Annotated in this window: 13 protein-coding genes; all 13 read left to right on the top strand. The window is 55.5% G+C overall.

The genetic code is table 11. From position 1 onward, the window contains the following. Positions 1 to 1557: V-type ATP synthase subunit A (locus SMC7_RS03880; RefSeq protein WP_133298278.1), on the top strand; the 1557-nt coding region annotated here is incomplete at its 5' end. After that, entirely contained in the window at positions 1550 to 2926 is a 1377-nt protein-coding gene (locus SMC7_RS03875) for a V-type ATP synthase subunit B (RefSeq protein WP_119089047.1), read from the top strand. The genes SMC7_RS03880 and SMC7_RS03875, both read left to right, overlap by 8 nt. A gap of 8 nt (positions 2927 to 2934) precedes the next feature. Continuing rightward, entirely contained in the window at positions 2935 to 3555 is a 621-nt protein-coding gene (locus SMC7_RS03870; protein WP_119089046.1) for a V-type ATP synthase subunit D, read from the top strand. A gap of 14 nt (positions 3556 to 3569) precedes the next feature. Then, complete coding sequence (locus SMC7_RS03865; RefSeq protein ID WP_119089045.1) at positions 3570 to 4115, top strand: NUDIX hydrolase; 546 nt, start codon at positions 3570 to 3572, stop codon at positions 4113 to 4115. Next, on the top strand, positions 4116 to 4976 hold the full coding sequence (locus SMC7_RS03860; protein ID WP_119089044.1) for a lysophospholipid acyltransferase family protein: 861 nt from the start codon (positions 4116 to 4118) through the stop codon (positions 4974 to 4976). It begins immediately after the preceding gene. Further along, positions 4973 to 5641, top strand: a complete 669-nt coding sequence (locus SMC7_RS03855; protein WP_119089043.1) for a glycosyltransferase family 2 protein — start codon at positions 4973 to 4975, stop codon at positions 5639 to 5641. The genes SMC7_RS03860 and SMC7_RS03855 overlap by 4 nt, the downstream gene beginning before the upstream one ends. Before the next feature lie 254 nt (positions 5642 to 5895). Beyond that, positions 5896 to 10077: a hypothetical protein gene (locus tag SMC7_RS03850; RefSeq protein WP_165845125.1), complete on the top strand. Its 4182-nt coding sequence runs from the start codon at positions 5896 to 5898 to the stop codon at positions 10075 to 10077. A gap of 21 nt (positions 10078 to 10098) precedes the next feature. Beyond that, positions 10099 to 12186, top strand: coding sequence for an elongation factor G (gene fusA, locus SMC7_RS03845; RefSeq protein WP_119089041.1), 2088 nt, complete (start codon positions 10099 to 10101; stop codon positions 12184 to 12186). A 16-nt stretch (positions 12187 to 12202) separates the two neighbouring features. Then, positions 12203 to 16102 carry a DNA-directed RNA polymerase subunit beta' gene (rpoC, locus tag SMC7_RS03840; protein WP_165845124.1) on the top strand — a complete coding sequence of 1300 codons (3900 nt, stop codon included), beginning with the start codon at positions 12203 to 12205 and terminating at the stop codon, positions 16100 to 16102. A gap of 145 nt (positions 16103 to 16247) precedes the next feature. Continuing rightward, positions 16248 to 16649: a 30S ribosomal protein S12 gene (gene rpsL, locus SMC7_RS03835; protein WP_119089039.1), complete on the top strand. Its 402-nt coding sequence runs from the start codon at positions 16248 to 16250 to the stop codon at positions 16647 to 16649. Further along, positions 16649 to 17119 carry a 30S ribosomal protein S7 gene (rpsG, locus tag SMC7_RS03830; RefSeq protein WP_119089038.1) on the top strand — a complete coding sequence of 157 codons (471 nt, stop codon included), beginning with the start codon at positions 16649 to 16651 and terminating at the stop codon, positions 17117 to 17119. The genes rpsL and rpsG overlap by 1 nt, the downstream gene beginning before the upstream one ends. Before the next feature lie 33 nt (positions 17120 to 17152). Further along, positions 17153 to 19243: an elongation factor G gene (gene fusA / locus SMC7_RS03825; protein ID WP_119089037.1), complete on the top strand. Its 2091-nt coding sequence runs from the start codon at positions 17153 to 17155 to the stop codon at positions 19241 to 19243. Between the two features lie 17 nt (positions 19244 to 19260). Then, positions 19261 to 20469 carry an elongation factor Tu gene (tuf, locus tag SMC7_RS03820; protein WP_119089036.1) on the top strand — a complete coding sequence of 403 codons (1209 nt, stop codon included), beginning with the start codon at positions 19261 to 19263 and terminating at the stop codon, positions 20467 to 20469.

Below are 20469 nucleotides of genomic sequence, written 5' to 3'. Positions count from 1 at the left end.
GGCCTCATCACTTCGATTTATGACGGAATCCAGCGACCGCTCGACGCTATCCGTGCGCAGTATGGCGACTTCATTCCCCGTGGCGTGGCTCTTCCTGCACTGCCTCGTGACCGGAAGTGGCACTTTGTTCCATGCGTGAAGGTGGATGATGTCGTCGTCGAAGGAGATATCATCGGATCGGTCCAGGAGACCAAGGCTGTCCTGCACCAGATCATGGTCCCCAAGGGCTTTGCGGGTCGGATCGTCTCGATAGCAGAGAACGACTTCACTGTCGAGGAACCCGTGGCAGTCTTGCGAACCGAGCCGGGCGAAGAGCAGCCTATCACCATGATCCAGCGGTGGCCAGTCCGTAATAGCAGGCCCTATACGCGGCGCATGGCACCGGATACTCCGCTGGTGACCGGGCAGCGTGTCATTGACGCCCTGTTCCCTGTTGCCAAAGGCGGGACGGCTTGTGTTCCCGGACCTTTCGGCAGCGGCAAGACCGTTATCCAACATCAGCTGGCAAAGTGGGCGAATGCCGACATCATTGTCTATGTTGGTTGTGGCGAGCGTGGAAATGAGATGACGGACGTCTTGCAGGAATTCCCGCAGCTCAAGGACCCGAAGACCGGCGAGGTTCTGATGAATCGTACGGTCCTCATCGCCAATACATCCAACATGCCAGTCGCAGCTCGCGAAGCTTCGGTTTTCACTGGCATCACAATAGCCGAGTACTTCCGCGACATGGGCTACAGCGTCGCTCTGATGGCAGACTCCACGTCGCGATGGGCAGAAGCCATGCGTGAGATTTCGGGACGACTGGAAGAAATGCCCGGTGAAGAGGGCTATCCGGCCTACCTTGCATCGAGAGTGGCGGCATTCTACGAACGTGCCGGGAGATCCCTGAGCCTTGGCAGCCAACCAAGAGAAGGCAGCCTGAGTGTTATCGGGGCCGTGTCTCCTCCTGGTGGCGATTTGTCTGAACCGGTCGTTCAGGCTACCCTCAGGGCAGTCAAGGTCTTCTGGGCACTCGACTCCCGTCTTGCATATGCACGACACTTCCCTGCGATCGACTGGCTTCAGTCCTACTCGCTGTACAGCAACTTGCTCGAGCGTTTCTATGACAAGGACCTTGGCGAGCGTTGGAGTCAGGATATCCGCGAGGTTCGAGCTCTGCTTCAGAAGGAAGCGGAGCTACAGGAGCTTGTTCGTCTCGTCGGTGTCGACGCGCTGTCTGTATTAGACCGCCTGGTACTGGAATCGGCGAAGTCCATACGTGAGGACTTCCTGCAGCAGGGAGCTTTTACCGAGGGCGACAGCTATACCTCTCTCCGCAAGCAGTTGCGAATGCTTGACGTCATCATGTTGTGGAGCCATCTGGCGGGCAAGGCTGCTTCGGGGGGTGTACCGCTCGGGGCTGTTCTCGCAATGCCGGTCAGAATCGAGATTGCTCGCTCAAAGAGCATTCTCGAGACGAACCTTGCTGCATTCGATACGCTTGAGAACTTGATAACGAAGGGTTTTGAGGCTCTGTCAGAGATGGACACGACTGCACGGGAGGAGTACCATGAATAGGGATTACCGAACAGTCCGCGAAATCGTGGGACCTCTCGTACTTCTGGATGGGGCTCAGGATGTCAAATATGGTGAACTCGTCGAACTGCGCACGATCTCGGGGCTGAGACACGGCCAGGTGCTTGAGGTCTCTGGTGGCACGGTTCTGGTTCAGGTCTTTGAGGGTTCGTCGGGAATGGACCGCGAGCAGACAGTGACTCGATTCCTCGGACACGGGTTGCAGTTTGGAGTCTCGCGCGACATCGTGGGCCGGGTGTTCAATGGACTCGGAGCACCGATCGATGGAGTTGCTCCGATTCTCCCTGAGAAAGTGCTGGACATCAATGGCGATCCCATGAATCCGTATGCGCGCGATTATCCCGACGAGTTCATACAGACTGGCATTTCTGCAATCGACGGACTCAATACTCTTGTTCGGGGTCAGAAGCTGCCGATCTTTTCGGGCAGTGGTCTTCCTCACGCCGAGATCGCCGCGCAGATTGCCAGGCAGGCTCGGGTGCTTTCTGGAACTGACGAGTTCGCCGTCGTTTTTGGCGCGATGGGCATCACATTCGAGGAAGCCGACTATTTTACATCTGATTTTCGCAAGAGTGGTGCAATCAACCAGTCGGTTCTGTTCATGAACCTGGCAAATGACCCGGTCATTGAGCGCATAGCGACTCCTCGTTTTGCACTGTCCGCTGCCGAATACTTGGCTTTCGAACTTGGAATGCACGTTCTGGTCATCCTTTCCGATATGACCAATTACTGTGAAGCTCTGCGTGAGATCTCTGCAGCGCGGAAAGAGGTGCCGGGCAGGCGTGGCTATCCGGGATACCTCTATACGGATCTGGCCACAATTTACGAGCGAGCTGGTCGCATCAAGGGCAAGAAGGGGTCGATCACTCAGCTGCCAATCCTGACCATGCCTGAAGACGATAAGACGCATCCGATTCCGGACCTCACAGGCTACATTACCGAGGGACAGATCTTTCTGAGCAGGTCACTGCATCAGGCAGGCATCTACCCGCCAATCGATGTGCTTCCATCGCTTTCGCGGCTAAAGGACAAGGGTATCGGCAAGGGCAAGACGCGCGAGGATCACGCTGGCCTTCTCAACGAGTTGTTTGCCGCCTATGCCCGAGGACGCGATGCAAAGGAGCTTGCAATTGTCCTGGGCGAGTCAGCGCTCACAGAGACGGATCGGACCTTTGTGAAATTCTCAGATGAGTTTGAACATCGTTTTGTCCAGCAAGGGCGCGACGAGGATCGGTCGATCGAACAGACACTGTCCATCGGGTGGGAGCTCCTCTCGATACTACCGCTGCAGGAACTGAAGCGTGTCTCGCCAGCCATGATAGAGAAGTATATGCCGAAGAGTACGGCATAGGCAGAGCGATGATCCTCAAGGTCAACCCGACCAGGATGGAACTTCTGCGGCTGCAGAAGCGTTTTGTTCTTGCTCGGCGGGGTCACAAACTTCTCAAGGACAAGCTCGAGGGTCTTATGAAGACGTTCATCAGGCTTGCAGAGGAGTATGGTGACTATCGGGCGCACGTTGACCACGAACTGCCGGACGCACTGGCTGCGTTCAAGGGTCAAACCGCCACGTACCCGGCGGTCGTCGTGGAGCTTCTCTCGCGAACGGTCTCGACTCGTCTCGACATCGAAGCGGGAACCAAGACTGTCATGAATGTAGCCTTGCCTGTCCTGTCCTTCTCAATCTCGGATTTCGAGTCCCCGTCATTCGCCGGGTTGGAGGGAGCCGGGGTAGAAGCTTCCCTTCTGAGGTTGTACGAGTTGATGCCGTCCATCGTGAAGCTGGGTCAGATTGAGGCAAGCATACGTCTGATGGCGGAGGAAATTCAGCGAACCCGGCGGCGAGTGAATGCGCTCGAGTATGTCATGATCCCCAACCTTGAGGAGACGATCCGGTTCATTACGTCGAAACTGGACGAGAATGAACGGGCAAACACCACGAGGCTTCTGAAAATCAAGGAGATGATCCGGTCTCATTGAGGACACGTCAACGGATGTTCGAGGCAGTCTTGTCATGTCGACAAGCGTATCTCGGGAAGTCCATAGAGGTTCTGGACAAGGTCGTCCGATTGCCGGACGACCGCGTTGCTCATCGGGACGTTGTAACATATGCGGGAGGAGCTGTCTGTGTCGTGGCATTGACTGTCGACAATCACGTCGTGCTTGTTCGCCAATACAGACCAGCACCGGAGATGGTCATGCTTGAGATCCCGGCTGGGCGCCGCCACGGCGTGCACGAACGCTTCCTCACCGCCGCACGCCGAGAACTCCGTGAGGAGACCGGGTATATTGCGAGCTCCTGGAAGAAGTGCGTCGAATTCTGGCCCAGCCCCGGCTTCGTCGATGAACGGCTGACGCTGTACATTGCGAAGGGTCTTCGATATGGGCCTACCGAGATGGATTCCGACGAATTCATCAGACCGGTTCTGATGCCTGTCACCGAAGCCATTGAACGATGCCGCGACGGGCGCATGAATGATGCAAAGACCCTCATTGGGTTGCTCTGGTATGCTGCGTTCGAAGGATTGGCGAGCAGCTAGATGATGGCTTTCTGGTACGTTGTCGCCTTCCGCATTGTGACCGTGTTGCCCGACTGGCTCAAACGGGTCATTGCCAGATTGATTGCGTGGGGCTACTTTGCCTTCAATGCCGGGCAGAGACGAGGGGTCTTCGCAAACCTGAGAATCATACGGCCTGAAGCAAGTCATCGGGAGTTGTCACGGTTGGCATTGCGAACGTTCGACCAAGCTGGCATGAACCTGGTCGACTTCTTCGAGATACCGTCTACCAGCGATGCTCGCATCGAATCGATGATCGTGAACTTTGCAGACATACACGTGCTTCTCGACCAGCGATCTGGTGGCAGGCCCTTCTGCCTGGTTACCGGGCATTATGGCCACTGGGAGTTGGCTGGGGCGATGCTTGGCCTTGGCGGCTACAGGACGCATGCGATTGCACTCACGCAGAACAGCTGGGTCGTCCAGCGGCTCTATGAATCGCTTCGTGTGCGTTTTGGACTGACTGCCCACGACGTTCGGTTCGGATTGAGGGAGCTCCTCCGACATCTGCCAGAGGGCGAAGTGCCAGCCATTGTCTCCGACAGAGACTATGCGAACGGTGGCGAGGAGGTAGAGTTTTTTGGGCATTCTGTCCGCTTTCCCCGTGGGGCAGCACTGCTTTCTTTTCGCAGGAAGCTCGTTGGAATTCCTGGATTCCTTGTACGACAGCCAAACGGCAGGTTTCTGCTGGAGTTTGGCCGGCCAATCAACCCGGAAGCTTCAGACGAGCGGTCCTGGGTGCGAGCCTTTGTGGTGGACTTTGCGCAGCAGTACGAGGCTATTGTTGACCAGGACCCTACACAATTTCTGAATTTCTTCGATTTCTGGAGGACCGTTCCATGAGAATCGCTGCGGTCATTCCTGCCTTCAACGAAGAATACAATATCGCGGCTGTCGTGGAAGGGGTGCGCCCATTTGTTGCCGCCACCGTAGTCATCGACGATGGTTCTGCCGACAATACAGCTGGCGCCGCACGTGCCGCGGGTGCTATCGTCCTTTGCCACGAGTCCAATGTGGGCAAGGGCGCTGCGCTCAAGACTGGATTCAGGTATCTCATGGATAGTGGTTACGATGGCGCGGTTACCATCGATGCTGATGGACAGCATGATCCTGCTGAGATCCCGCTGTTCATCGCTGCGGCTGAACAAGGCTACGACATGGTCATCGGGAACAGGATGTCGAATGTCTCGACGATGCCCTTCATCCGAAGATTCGCGAACCATGCATCTTCATTACTCATCAGCTTGTTCCTTGGACAGAATGTTCGCGACAGCCAGAATGGTTTTCGCTACTACAAGCTGACTTCCGTCCTTTCTCTGCCGCTGAAGGCAAATAAGTACGACCTGGAGACTGAGATCATCTTCAAGGAAGGAAGGGCAGGGTATCGGATAGGTTGGGTGCCGACTCGGACCATCTACCGGACGGAGGCAAGGAGCAAAATCAACTCGCTCACTGACACTCTCAGGTTTATCGGCGTGCTTGTGCGATATGGTTTGTTCAGGTGGTAGGTTGACCCGTCGTGTCAGTAAGGACCGTTTTCGAGTGCACAATGTGAAGATGAGAGGAAATTGCAGCCCCCTTTCCCTGGCTGTACGCATATTCACGGCAGATGAGAATATGAAGATATGTTTCCCTGGCAAGAGAGGCTGATAAATGAAGTATCCAAAATCGTGGAAACAACACAGTTGACTGTCAAATAAAAAAGAGTAAACTTTTAATTTGACCGCTTTTTTCAAACTGATATGAAAGGAGAGCCATGCGCGTGGCAGGAGATATTATAGACTTTACCAAAATCAAATCAAGTTACGCGATGCCCGACCTCCTCCAGCTCCAGAAGACGTCTTACGACTGGCTTCTGGGACCAGGACTCGCTCAGATCTTTGCGAGAGTGTTCCCCATCGACACCGCCAAACTGCGGATCGAGTATGTGAACCACGATATCGAGCGGCCCGCCAAGTCGATGGAGAACTGCCGCAAGGCAGGACTGAGTTTTGAGGCGATGGTTCGTGCTAATTTCCGCCTCATCAACAAGGAAACCGGCGAGATACGGGAACAGCCACTTATCATCACACAGATTCCGCTCATGACGCCATTTGGAACGTTCCTCATCAATGGCGCGGAACGTGTGATCGTTTCACAGCTGGTCCGCTCGCCTGGCGTCTATTTCGAGGGAGGGAAGGACAAGCTGTCCGGCGCACAGATCTACATGGTGACCCTTATTCCTGACCGGGGAAACTGGATGGAAATTGAGGCCGGCAAGGACGATGTCATCTATACGCGTCTTCGGAAGAAGGCTCACAAGGTTCCCATGACTCTCGTACTGAAGGCTCTTGGCATCGAGTCCAACGAGGAGATCAAGCGCCTTTTCACCATTGAGAAGACCGAGCGCCTATCCACCGAACAGCTTCGGTCGGTGTTCGATCAGGCTGAGTATACAGCCGTCGAGCCACTTCTGGATTCCAAGGGTAAGGAGATCATCAAGGAAGGTGCTGCGATTACCGGGAAAGCAATGAGTCTTCTCGAGAATCATGGCGCGAGCTCGTTCCTGGTCAGCAGCAGGCAGCCTGACCGCTGGATTGTCAAGACACTCAAGGCCGACAAGACCATGAATCAGGAAGAGGCGGTGAAGCAGATCTTCAAGGAGATGCAGCCGAAGGAGCGCCTGACGCTCGAGGCTGCGCAGAGTCTGCTCTCGACTCTTCTGACCGATCAGGCATACAACACATTCACGCCTATTGGTCGCTACAAGATCAATAAACGATTTGGAACAGACAGCAATTCTGCCGTTCTGACCAGAGACGACTATGTCTCCATTGTTCGACACCTGATTGACATTCGCGAACGCAAAGCCAACTTCGATGATATCGACAGCTTGGCGAACCGTCGTATCAGGCGTGTGGGGGAATTGCTTGCCGAGGAAATTCAGGACAGCATGCTGAAGGTAGCCAAGGCGACCCGTGACAAGGTCACGATCTACTCGTCAGAGCAGATGATGAACCTCCAGAATGTCCTCAACACGAAGCCGGTCATCTCTTCCATCAGGAACTTCTTCGGCCAGAGTCAGCTATCCCAGTTCATGGAACAGATCAATCCATTGTCAAGTCTTGCGCACAAGAGACGCCTAAGCTCTCTCGGACCAGGCGGTCTGAATAGGAAGCGGGCGGGCGTGGAAGTCCGCGACATTCACTCTTCGCACTATAGTCGTATTTGCCCCATCGAGACTCCAGAGGGCGGAAACATAGGACTTATCAACAGTTTGAGTTCATACGCCAAACTTAACCAGTATGGATTCATCACCGCGCCATATGCCAAAGTCGCGAATGGTCGCAAGGACGAGAAGAACGTTGTCTACATGGACGCCGAGGAAGAAGAGTACCATTCGATCGCTCAAGCCAATACTGCTGTCGATGAGAAGAACCGTCTGACTTCGAAGACGGTTATCGCCCGGCAGCGCAGCGAAGGCGGCGAAATCCTCCCGAAAGAGCTCCCCGCGAGCAAGGTCGACTACATTGACCTCTTGCCGTCGCAGATATTTGGGATTTCGGCCTCGTTGATCCCCTTCCTTGAGCATGACGACGCAAACCGCGCCCTCATGGGCTGCAACATGCAGCGACAGGCAGTGCCGCTGGTACGTCCCGATCGTGCCCGCGTTTCGACTGCCATGGAGGGACGGGTTGTTCACGACAACGGTGACCTCGTGCTCAGTGATGTGGACGGGATCGTCTCATATGTTGATGCCGAGCAGATCCGAATCTCGCCTCTGGCCGACGTGGCGGACCTCCAGGCCGGCAGCATTCCGGTGGATGTCATCCCCGTCATGCTCGCTTCAGATGCAAACGAGCCCGGTATTCTCGGCGATGTCCGCATGGTGCCCATTTCCTTTGCGCCTGCCGGTGTTCCAGGGGGTATTCTCAAATTGATAGGCTCGGAGGTTTCGCGCGAGCAGGTCGAGGCTCTTTCGGATGAGGGGGTCGAATCATTTCAATACGTTCCCGCAGGTTCCATCGTTCAGAATTCGCTGACGGATCTGTTTGACGTGCTGACCAATGATAGTCTGGTCGGGAAAGTGTTGGCTAAGGATGTGCAGGAAGGCAAGAACAAGGTGCACAAAGCCGGCACAAAGATCACCGAGACTCTGCTTGGCCGCGTCATCAACAATGCGAAAATCCGCTCTCTTCCTATACAGGAAGGCGACGAGACCACGTCGGTCGAACTACAGATGCTTACCATGACTCCCATTGGGCAGCAAGTTCTCGGCCATCGGATTCTGGGGGTGACATCGACGCAGGACCTGAGTTCCAATATCGGCCGCACGGTCGCCGAGGAGAGTCTCCGCGACCTCTTTGCCAAAGACAAGAACGCCAGTATTCTGACGTATGATCCTGCCAAGGCAGCAGGCTATGAGCTCTTCCGAGTCAACGGATCGCTTGCAGGTCAAACGCTGGCTGAGGACGTTCAGCTTCGCAAGCCCAAGGTCAAGAAGCTGGCTGTCGGGAGAAAGCTGACCCGCGACGATCTGATTCTGATGGCGAAGAACGGAGTGACCCATGTTTCCGTCCCCCAGGCTCGTGTGTTCGAGCTTCAGAAGTTCAAGCGGACAAACCAGGACACGTGTATCAACCAGCACCCAGCCGTTTCCACAGGAGATGGAGTACACGTCGGCGATCTTCTCGCAAATGGGTATGCGTCTGCAGAAGGGGAACTTGCCTTGGGCAAGAACCTGCTGGTTGCATATGTCCCGTGGCGGGGGTATAACTACCAGGACGGCGTCATCGTCAGTGAGCGTCTTGTACGCGACGATAGTCTTTCGTCCATTCACATCAAAGAGCACAAGATCGAGGTGAGGTCGACAGAGTTCGGCAAAGAGGAAATCACCCGCGACCCGCCCAACGTCTCCAAGGAAGTCGCGCGCCATCTGGACGAGCGCGGCGTGGTTCAGGTCGGCGCACACGTCAAGGCTGAGGATGTTCTTGTGGGCAAGATCACGCCACGTGCTGAGCAGGAGGAGTCCCCTGAGGTAAGGGTCTACTTCGCTCTATTCCATGACAAGGCTCGTGACTACAAGAATACGTCCTACAAGGTCCCGCCCGGAGAGGACGGAGTCGTCATCGACGTGCAGGAGATCACGAAAGACAACACGAGTGACGCTCTTCCCGTCGGCGTAGAGCGGATCATAAAAGTCTATGTCGCCAAGAAACGCAAGATCATCGTCGGAGACAAGGTTGCGGGACGCCATGGAAACAAGGGTGTCATAACGCGCATTCTGCCGGAGGAGGACATGCCGTTCCTGCAGGATGGAACACCTGTCGACGTTATCCTAAGCCCGCTCGGCGTACCCTCACGCATGAACATCGGCCAGCTTCTTGAGGCCAGTCTGGGTATTGCTGCCCGGAAGTTGAACGTTCGCGCCGTGACGCCCGTGTTCAACGGCGCTACCGAGGAAGAGATCAAAGCCCTTCTTCGCAAAGCTGGACTCAATGACAGTGGCAAAGAGGACGTTCGAGATGGGGTCAATGGCAAGCACTTCAATAGCCAGGTTACCATAGGAGAAGCATACATCCTCAAGCTGATTCACCTAGCCGAAGACAAGATGCATGCTCGCTCGACCGGCCGCTATACCCTCATTACCCAGCAACCAATCGGTGGCAAGGCACAGTTCGGCGGCCAGCGCTTCGGAGAAATGGAAGTATGGGCTCTGGAGGCGTATGGTGCCTCGACCGTACTGCAAGAGATGCTGACGATCAAATCGGACGATCTTGAGGGCAGACGTGTGGCTTACGAACGTCTCACCAAAGGAAACAACCTCTTCGAAACGGGTTCTCCAGAGTCGTTCAACGTTCTCGTGAAGGAACTTCGCGGGCTTGGGCTGGACCTGGAGACACTGCCAAAGGCAGGGGACACTCACGCAAAGAGTACCAAGGTAGTGCTGGAAGACAACGAATAGCATTCTCTAGGGGAGGAAAAGGTGAGCAGATTCAGCCCGAGTGACATAAGGAACTTCGCGCTAGTTGGACAAGGCGGCTCTGGCAAGACGATGATCACAGAACGCTTGGTTTTCCATGCCGGCGCGAGCCAGAGAGTTGGCCGCGTCGAAGATGGAACTACTGTTTCCGACTACCTGGATGAGGAAATAAAACGCCACATCAGCACAAGTATTGGCCTCTGCGAGTTTGACTACAAAGGGGTTCGGCTGAATCTGCTTGATACCCCGGGATATGCCGATTTTATGACGGAAGCACAGGAGGCGGTCAGGGTAGCTGACGCCGCATTCCTCGTAATCAATGCCGGGGCTGGTATTGAAGTCCAGACCCCCCGTTTCTGGGGTTTGTGCGAAGCGCAGCATATTCCCGTCGCATTTGTGATCAACAAGGTCGATCTGGAGAATATCGACTTCGATGCCCGGGTTGCTGAGTTACAGGACGCTTTCGGACACAAAGTCGCTACATTGACGATCCCGATTGTTTCAGGTCCCGCTTTCGCTTCGTTTGTCAACGTCCTCACTGGCAAGGTCTACACGTACATAGCCGGCAAAGACGAGGCGAGTGTGTCCGACGCCATTCCTGATGCTGTCAGGTCCGATTACGAGTCGGCACGCGTTGCCCTCACGGAAGCTGTTGCAGAATCGGATGACACCATCATGGAGAAGTACCTTGGGGGAGAAGCTCTGACTCAGGACGAGCTCGTGATGGTCTTCACCAAGGCGTTCAAGAAACGCCAGGTGTTCCCAGTCCTTGGTGTGTCTGCCCTGAAGGGGGTGGGTTGCGACTACATCATGGATTTCGTGTCGTCCTACGCTCCTTCGCCCGTAGAGGTTTCGGTCCAGGCGACTCGCAAGGGGACCGATGAGACCGTGGAGCTCCAAGCTGATCCGGCGGCACATGTTGCGGCACTTGTGTTCAAGACTACCTCGGACCCATTTGTGGGCAAGTTGTCGTTTATACGCGTCTATAGCGGGAAGATTGGTCACGAAATCTATAACGGAACGAAAGATGTCTCAGAGAAGATCGGTGGCCTCTTCCACATGATTGGGAAGAAGCAGGAACCAGCGGACGAAGGAGTCGCCGGGGACATCCTTGTCATCTCGAAATTGGTGCATACTGCGACGAACGACGCGATTTCGACAAGAGATGTCACTCTCGATCTGGCGCCGATCGTGTTTTCACAACCCCTTCTCATGCGTTCTCTCAAACCGAAGACCAGGGCCGATGACGACAAGCTGAGCTCCACCCTGAGCCGGCTCAAAGAGGAAGAACCCGCCGTGATCATCGACAAGAATGCAGAGACCCATGAAACCATCCTCAGCGGCTTGGGTGAAGCCCATCTTCAGGTTATCGTGGAGCGTCTTCAGAAGAAATTCGGGGTGAACATCGACCTGGAAGTGCCCCGGGTGCCATACCGCGAGACGATCAAAAGCAAGGCACGCGTAGAGGGCAAGCACAAGAAGCAGACTGGTGGTCATGGCCAATTCGGTCATTGCTGGATTGAGATGGAACCAAACAATCGCGGTGGTGGATGGGTCTTCGAGAACAAGGTGTTCGGAGGAGCAATCCCAAAACAGTACATTCCCGCTATTGAGAAAGGAATGCTGGAGACCATGAACAAGGGCCAGTTGGCTGGATACCCCGCGGTGGACATCAAGGTTACCGTTGTTGATGGGTCCTACCACCCCGTCGATTCGTCGGAAATGGCGTTCAAGCTGGCTGGATCGTTGGCGTTCAAGAAGGGATTTGAGCAGTGCAATCCCATTCTGCTGGAGCCGATCGTTACACTCGAAACCATTGTCGACGACAAGTATATGGGCGACGTTATGGGTGACCTTACGAGCAAGCGTGGCAAGATCTCAGGCATGGAAAACATACAGGGCAAGCAGATCATCAAGGCGTCTGTCCCATTTGCAGAGATGTTGAACTATGGTATCGACCTGGGATCTATGACCCAGGGAACCGGTACGTACTCGATGAAGGTCAATCACTACGAGGAAGTGCCCGAGCGTATTGCTGAGAAGATCATCGCCGACGCGAAGGCCACCATGATCGCTGAGGAAGAAGAGTAGTTCGAAGGGAGGAAGATTGAGAAACAACAAGATCGAGGCTCTGTCCCTCCATCTGGCGTCACCGGAGGAAATACGCAGCTGGTCACACGGAGAGGTTGCTGAAGCTGAGACGCTTGACTACCGGAGTGGCAAACCGAAGCCTCATGGACTATTCTGTGAGATTATCTTTGGGCCAACCAAGAGTTTTCAGTGCCGTTGCGGCAAGCTCAAGGGAAAAAGCTTCGAGGGGCAGGTGTGTGACAAGTGTCACGTGGAAGTAGCTGATTCCAACGTTCGCCGTGAGCGCATGGGACACATCGAACTCCACGCTCCGGTAGCACATATCTGGTACTTTCGTAACGCCGTCAACTACATTGCACTCCTCCTTGAGATGCCCAGCAAGGCGGTCGAGAAGGTCGTCTATTTCGGCAGCTGGCTTGTCTTGGACCCAGGCAATGCCGAGGGCCTGGTCCGCAAGTTGCTCCTCACCGATGAAGAATACCGCGATCGCCGCCTGAAGGGCGAGAAGTTCGTCGCCAAGAAGGGAGCCGAGGCTTTCCTCGAACTCCTGAAGGACCTCGACCTGTACAAGATGCGCGACAATCTCCTTGTCCGGATCAAGGGCAAGTCTCGTCAGGACCGCGCAAAGGCCGTCAAGCAGCTGGACGTGGTCACGGCTCTCATCAACAATAGCCGAAAGCCCACGGACATGATCATGACCCGCATCCCGGTGATTCCGCCGGACCTTCGGCCCCTCGTTCAGCTGGAGGGTGGGCGGTTTGCGTCCGACGACCTCAACGAGTTGTATCGTCGGGTCATCAACCGCAACAACCGCCTGGGGAAGATGCTTGACGAGAACGCCCCCGAGATCCTGTTGCAGAACGAGAAACGGATGCTCCAGGATGCCGTGGACGCTCTGCTGGACAATAGCAAGCGCCAATACCCCGTGGTCAATGCGAACGGTCGCCCCCTCCGCTCCCTCAGCGACAAACTGAAGGGAAAGGAAGGGCGGTTTCGTCAGAACCTGCTGGGCAAGCGTGTTGATTATTCTGGCCGTGCAGTCATCGTCTCAGGGCCACAACTCAAGATCAGTCAGTGCGGCGTCCCCAAGGAAATGGCGCTCGAACTGTTCAAGCCACACGTCATCTACCGGCTCATGCGTGAAGGCGTCGTAGGCAGCATGAAGGTTGCCAAGGACATCGTTGAGAAACCCACACCAGAAGTGTGGAGCATCCTCGAGAAGGTCGTCAAGGGCAACGTCGTCCTGTTGAACCGTGCGCCGACCCTTCACCGTCTGTCGATCCAGGCCTTCGAACCCGTCCTTATCGACGACAAGGCCATTCAGATATCGCCCCTCGTGTGCACTCCATTCAATGCTGACTTCGACGGCGACCAGATGGCTATCCATCTTCCCCTGAGCCTTGCGGCCCAGGCCGAAGCCCGTCTGCTCATGCTCTCCTCGTACAACATCTTCTCACCCGCAAGCGGCAACCCAATGGCCGGACCCGTCCAGGACATGGTGCTTGGAGCCTACTATCTCACGTATGAGATCAAAGAGAGAATGAAAGCGATGAAGTGGAATTCTGCTCCTGTGTACACCGAGCAGGACGTCCTCTACCTCTTCGAGTCCGGGAAGCTGCGTGTCCACGACCCAGTTCTTGTTCGCCTTGCTGGGGTGAAGATCCGTACCACGGCGGGCCGGGTCGTGTTCAACGATGAGCTCCGGACAACGATCTTTGAGGGTGAGGCCAAGTATCGTGACTTCCCCTTCCAGAACAAGACGATGCCTAAGAAGGAGATTGAGGCGATGATCCTGGACTTTTCGCGCCAGTTTGGCGTATCCAAGACCAGCGTCCTTCTCGACAACATCAAGGCACTCGGATTCAAGTACGCGACCGAGTCGGGCATATCCATCGGGCTTTCGGACATGGAAGTGCCACCCGAGCGACAGCGTATCCTCAACGATGCCGACAGGACCGTCCGCGAGATCAACGAGTTCTACGAGAATGGTCTTCTCTCCTACAACGACCGCTACCTCAAGGTGGTTAAGGTCTGGCAGGAGAAGGGCGAAGAGATCGAACGGGCCGTATTCCGCAACCTTACCGAAGAGAACTCCGTACGTATCATGGCCGACTCCGGCGCTCGTGGAAGCAAGAAGCAGATCGTGCAGATGACGGGTATCCGAGGCTTGATGTCGGACCCCTCAGGAAAGATCATCGAATTCCCCATCAAGTCCAACCTCCGTGAGGGTCTGTCTGTGCTCGAGTACTTCCTCTCGACACACGGTACCCGCAAGGGACAGGCGGACACGGCACTGAAGACATCTGACTCGGGCTACCTGACGCGTCGTCTTGTCGATGTCGCGCACGAGCTGGTGGTCCGCGAAGAAGATTGCACACATTCTCAGGCCCGTGAGATCAAGATTGGCAATCTGGTGGTATCCTCCCTTTCGGAGGAGCTGGCGGGCAAGATCGCCGACGAACGGGTCATCAATCCTCTGACGGGAGAGACCATCATCCAGCCCGGCGAGGAGATTTCGTGGGAACAGGCGAAACGCCTGGAAGCCCTCGGTCTCAAGTTCCTGAAGATCCAGCGGTATGTTGGTGGCTTGACTGTTCAGCCTGTCGTCGACGGTGGTGCTGTCATCGTTGGTCTCCGCGAACAGATTGCCGGCCGGTACGCAGCCGATGATATCGTGCTTCGTGCATCGACGATCAAGGTAAACCCTGTTTGGTCGAAGACGACGCTCGAACGTATCCTCGACCGACCCCTTGCGACAGACATCGTGTCTGCTGAGGGAAAAAAGACTCTTGCAGAGAAGGGGGACACTCTTACTGAGAAGGTGCTTGCGGCGACGAAACGCGCCGGCATCACGTCGGTCGAGGTGGTCGTGGATGAAGATATCGTTCTGGTTCCCAAGGATGGTCTCATCCGCGACGAAGCAGCGATTGCTATCGAGCAATTTAATATCACCAGCGTGCGCCTTCGTTCTGCCATCACGTGCCAAAGTGAGAACGGCGTCTGTGCCATGTGCTACGGCCGTGACCTGTCCACCGGCTATGATGTTCAGGTCGGGGAGGCGGTCGGCGTCATCGCGGCTCAGTCCATAGGCGAGCCCGGTACGCAGCTTACGCTCCGCACATTTCATACAGGAGGCATCGCGGTCGTCGATATCACGACCGGTCTCCCTCGCGTCGAGGAGATCTTCGAAGGACGTACGCCAAAGGGGCAGGCGGTCGTCTCGACGGTGGATGGTGTATTGCACATCGTCGATGTGAAAGAGAAGAACTTTGAGGAGAGGAAGCAGATTGTCGTCACACCCAAAAGAGGTGTCGAGGCCAAGTTCAAAGTCTCGCCGATGACCAGGTTCCGCGTCAAAAATGGAGCGCACGTGCGCGTGGGTGACCAGCTTACCGAGGGCTCCATCGACCCCAAAGGTCTCCTTGAGCTGGTAGGCGTCGAGGAGACTGCCCGTTACCTGGTTCAGGAAGTCCAGAAGGTCTATCGTTCTCAGGGTGTCGATATCAACGTCAAGCACGTGGAGATGATCATTCGCCAGATGCTGAAGAAAGTGAAGGTTGTCGAACCGGGCGATACCACATTCTTCACCGACCAGATTGTGAGCAAGCATGAACTCCTGCTGCAGAACCGCAAGGTCCGCGCGCAGGGTGGCAAGCCTGCGTCCTTCGATCTGGTGCTGCAGGGCATCACGAAATCCTCTCTCGAAACGGACAGTTTCCTGTCCGCTGCATCATTCCAGGAGACGCCAAGAGTACTTGCTGACGCAGCGATCAAGGGCAAGATCGACCGACTCACCGGCCTCAAGGAGGCAGTCATCGTAGGCAAGTCGATTCCTGCCGGCACATCGTCTCCAGAGCTCATGTTTGAGAAGCGCAAAACGCAGGCGGAACCTCTGCGGGAGGCTCGCGGGAGTTAGATTTTGGAACAAACGCGGCCAGAGAGTCGAGCGAGTAACGTGTGGGTTGCGCGAGTGTGATTTGTCAAGGGGGCAAGTGCTTGACACTTGCCCCCTAATGCATATCATTTAGAGATGTGTATTTACGTCCTTAGGAGGAAACTGTATGGCGACATTTAACCAACTGGTGCGGTCGCCCCGTGTGCAGCCGAAGTTCAAGACTAAGACTCCGGCGCTCAAGGGTTGCCCACAGAAGAGGGGTGTCTGCACCCAGGTCAAGACCGCGACACCGAAGAAGCCTAACTCCGCATTGCGCAAGATTGCCAGAGTTCGTCTGACAAACGGCATGGAGGTCACGGCTTATATCGGTGGTGTCGGTCATAACCTCCAGGAGCACTCGATGGTACTGATTCGTGGCGGCAGGGTCAAGGATTTGCCTGGCGTGCGCTATCATATTATTCGTGGGACACTGGATACTGCAGGCGTGGCCAATCGTATGAAGGCACGTTCAAAGTACGGAGCCAAGCGAGCCAAGAAGGGCGCCGCAGCAAAGAAAGGTGGCAAGTAATGCCTAGGAAGAAGCGGCAGTTCCGCAAGCCAGCTCAGGCCGATCCCATCTACAACAGCGAGCTGTTGAACCACTTCATCAACAAGATCCTCAAGAAGGGCAAGAAGGTTAAGGCACAGGGTATCGTGTATGGGGCCATCAAGCTGATCGACGGGAAGGGCGCGAAGCCTGGCATTGAAGTCTTCCAGCAGGCTGTTGAGAAATGCCGGCCCCTGGTTGAGGTGAAGCCCCGCCGGGTCGGTGGAGCTACACTTCAAATACCTGTTGAGGTTGAGTCGCGCCGCGGTATCAACCTGAGCATGGAATGGATCGTCGATGCCGCGAAGAAACGCGCTGGCAAGTCGATGATTGAGAAGATAGCATATGAGATGATTGACGCGGTTTCTGAAACTGGCTCCGCCTTCAAGAAGAAGTCGGATGTCCACCGGATGGCAGAGGCGAACAAGTCGTACTCTCACTATCGCTGGTAGAGTCGGAACGCTGTCGAAGGTTAGTGGTACTGCATGCTTGATCAGAACGATCTGAACAACATACGAAACATCGGTATTATTGCTCACATCGATGCCGGGAAGACGACGACCTCGGAACGAATTCTCTATTACACCGGGTCCACGTACAAGCTTGGTAATGTCGATGATGGCAATACGACCACAGATTTTCTTCCCCAGGAGCGTGAGCGCGGAATTACAATTCAGTCTGCGGTTGTCACAGCTTTCTGGAAGAGTTTCAAGATTAACATTATTGATACGCCCGGCCACGTGGACTTCACGGCAGAAGTGGAACGCGCGCTTAGAGTGCTTGATGGGGGTATAATCATCCTGTCTGGTGTCGAGGGGGTACAGGCTCAGTCGGAAACCGTGTGGCGTCAGGCGGATAAGTACCACGTCCCGCGCATCGTCTACATCAACAAGTATGACAGGGTCGGAGTGGACTTCGATAAGACAGTTGCGGCAATTCGCGAGAAACTAGGAGCGCGACCTGGCTTGGTGCAATTGCCGGTCGGAAAGGAAGATACGTTCGTAGGAATCCTCGATGTGATGGAAGCCAAGAAGTACCTGTTCACTGATCCCACCGGCGAGACCTATGAAACCGTCGAACTTGACGAGAGTGAGGCCGCTCAGGTCGCTCAAGCTCGCGAGCACCTTATTGAGGCAGTAGCCGAAGTGGATGACGAGGCTCTGGAAGAGTATGTCGCCACCAGCACGATGGAGTGGGGTCATGTCAAGCCTGCTCTTCGTCGGGCAACAATTGCGAATCTCATGGTCCCCGTGTTCATTGGGTCATCATTCCGTAACAAGGGCATCCAGCCCTTGCTGGATGGTATTGTGGACTATCTTCCTTCGCCCTTGGATGTGAAGCCAGCTGTTGGCAAGATTCCGGGAACTGACGAGAAAGTAGACGTCATGAGCGACGTGAACGGTCCTTTGGTGGCTCTGGTCTTCAAGATTGTGTCCGATCCCTATGTCGGTATTCTGTCCTACGTACGCATCTACTCAGGAGTCATGAGGAGCAGCTCATATGTCGTGAATGCAAACAAGGGTGACAAGCAACGGGTCAGCAGGCTGCTTCGGATGCATGCCAACAAGCGTGAGGATGTCGAGGAACTTGGGGCGGGTGATCTCGGGGCTATCGTTGGTTCGAGAGACGTCATTACCGGTACGACCCTGTGCGATGAAGAGAAGCTCATTCAGTTGGAAACCATGCATTTCCCCGAGCCGGTGGTTTCGGTTGCTGTTGAACCAAAGACCAAGGCTGATCAGCAGAGACTTGCCGCGTCACTGGCCAAGTTCGCGATCGAGGATCCTACGTTCCGAATCAAGACAGACGAAGAGACTTCCGAGACAATCATCTCGGGAATGGGTGAACTCCACCTAGAGATCATCATCGACCGTCTGTTGCGGGAATATGGGGTGAACGCCACTGTTGGCGAACCGCAGGTCGCATACCGTGAGGCAATTGGTCGCGAAGTCGTCCAGCAGGGAAGGTATATCAAGCAGACCGGAGGGCACGGCCAGTATGGCGACGTCGTCCTGAGAATCACTCCAGGGGAACGTGGTACGGGAATCGTGTTTGTGAACAAGACTGTCGGTGGTTCGGTGCCAAAACAGTTTGTCTCGTCTGTCGAAGCCGGCGTTCGCGAAGCAGTCACCTCGGGGCCTATCCTTGGATTCCCTCTTGTCGACGTGACGGTTGCGCTTACGGACGGATCGTATCATCCAGTCGACTCATCAGAAATGGCTTTCAAGATCGCTGCTTCCAAGGCGCTGCGCGAAGGTTGCACAAAAGCATCGCCATTCCTTCTTGAACCCATCATGAAACTCGAGATTGTCGTCCCGAAGGAGAATATCGGCGATGTCATCGGTAGCGTGACAGCAAGAAGGGGTACCATCCAGCAGATTCAAGATCGTGGGCACCTGCAGGTGGTCGAGTCATCGGCACCCTTGGCGGCCATGTTTGGATATACGACGATTCTGCGTTCCTTGACGCAGGGCCGTGGTTCTTTCTCAATGGAGTTCTCGCATTATCAGAAGGTTTCTGAGGATGTGAGGGAACAAGTCGTCACCAAGTTCGAGGGTTCGTCCAGCAAGGCGTAATCAGACGGGAGGTTATCATGGCGAAAGAGAAGTTTGAGCGTAACAAGCCGCACGTCAATATCGGAACCATCGGCCACGTTGACCATGGCAAGACGACACTGACTGCTGCCATCACCAAGTGCCTCGCGACCCTGGGTCATACGACGATCAAGCGGTACGACGAGATCGACAACGCTCCGGAAGAGAAAGCCCGCGGCGTCACGATTAACGCCCACCACGCTGAGTATGAGACCGAGAAGCGTCATTATGCGCACATCGACTGCCCTGGCCACGCGGATTACATCAAGAACATGATCACCGGTGCTGCCCAGATGGACGGTGCTATCCTCGTTGTCGCCGCATCCGAGGGCCCCATGCCTCAGACTCGCGAACACCTCCTGCTCGCTCACCAGGTCAACGTTCCGAAGATCGTTGTCTTCCTCAACAAGGTAGACCAGGTTGATGATCCCGAACTCATCGACCTCGTCGAGATGGAAGTCCGTGACCTCCTGACGAAGAACGACTTCGATGGTGACGCAACCCCCATCATCCGCGGTTCCGCTCTCAAGGCACTGGAGTACGAAGGTGATTGTTCTCGTGGCAAGAACGAGTGGACCGACAAGATCTGGGAGCTTATGGACGCCGTCGACAGTTACATCCCGACCCCCGTCCGACCGACCGATAAGCCGTTCCTGCTTGCTGTCGAAGATGTCTTCACGATCACCGGCCGCGGTACTGTTGCGACCGGTCGTATTGAGCGCGGTATCGTCAAGATGTCGGACAACGTCGAAATCGTCGGTCTCTCGGAAGAGACCCGCAAGACCGTTGTCACCGGCATCGAGATGTTCCACAAGCTGCTCGACGACGGTGAGGCAGGCGACAACGTCGGCCTGCTGCTCCGTGGCGTCGAGCATAACGAAGTGCGCCGTGGGCAGGTCATCTGCAAGCCCGGTTCCATTACCCCGCACACGAAGTTCGAGTCACAGGTCTATATCCTGTCCCAGGCAGAAGGTGGCCGTCACAAGCCCTTCTTCCCCGGCTACAAGCCCCAGTTCTACTTCCGTACCACCGACGTGACCGGTTCCATCGCCCTCCCCGAGGGTCAGGAAATGGCCATGCCCGGCGACAACGTCGTGATGACCGTTACCCTCATGACGCACATCGCCATGGAGGAAGGCCTCCGCTTCGCCATCCGTGAGGGTGGTCATACGGTCGGCGCTGGCGTCGTCACCAAGATTCTGGAGTAG

This window comes from Candidatus Cryosericum terrychapinii (genome assembly GCF_003570925.1).
Classification (GTDB): domain Bacteria; phylum Caldisericota; class Caldisericia; order Cryosericales; family Cryosericaceae; genus Cryosericum; species Cryosericum terrychapinii.
Note: the sequence above shows the minus strand (reverse complement) of the source record. Positions and strands in the feature narration are given on the sequence as shown.

What these genes read in the sequence shown, in the direction of transcription:
- SMC7_RS03875 (WP_119089047.1), top strand. Translation starts at nt 1,550, where the DNA reads ATGAATAGGGATTACCGAACAGTCCGCGAAATCGTGGGACCTCTCGTA.
- SMC7_RS03870 (WP_119089046.1), top strand. Translation starts at nt 2,935, where the DNA reads ATGATCCTCAAGGTCAACCCGACCAGGATGGAACTTCTGCGGCTGCAG.
- SMC7_RS03865 (WP_119089045.1), top strand. Translation starts at nt 3,570, where the DNA reads ATGTTCGAGGCAGTCTTGTCATGTCGACAAGCGTATCTCGGGAAGTCC.
- SMC7_RS03860 (WP_119089044.1), top strand. Translation starts at nt 4,116, where the DNA reads ATGATGGCTTTCTGGTACGTTGTCGCCTTCCGCATTGTGACCGTGTTG.
- SMC7_RS03855 (WP_119089043.1), top strand. Translation starts at nt 4,973, where the DNA reads ATGAGAATCGCTGCGGTCATTCCTGCCTTCAACGAAGAATACAATATC.
- rpsL (WP_119089039.1), top strand. Translation starts at nt 16,248, where the DNA reads ATGGCGACATTTAACCAACTGGTGCGGTCGCCCCGTGTGCAGCCGAAG.
- rpsG (WP_119089038.1), top strand. Translation starts at nt 16,649, where the DNA reads ATGCCTAGGAAGAAGCGGCAGTTCCGCAAGCCAGCTCAGGCCGATCCC.
- fusA (WP_119089037.1), top strand. Translation starts at nt 17,153, where the DNA reads ATGCTTGATCAGAACGATCTGAACAACATACGAAACATCGGTATTATT.
- tuf (WP_119089036.1), top strand. Translation starts at nt 19,261, where the DNA reads ATGGCGAAAGAGAAGTTTGAGCGTAACAAGCCGCACGTCAATATCGGA.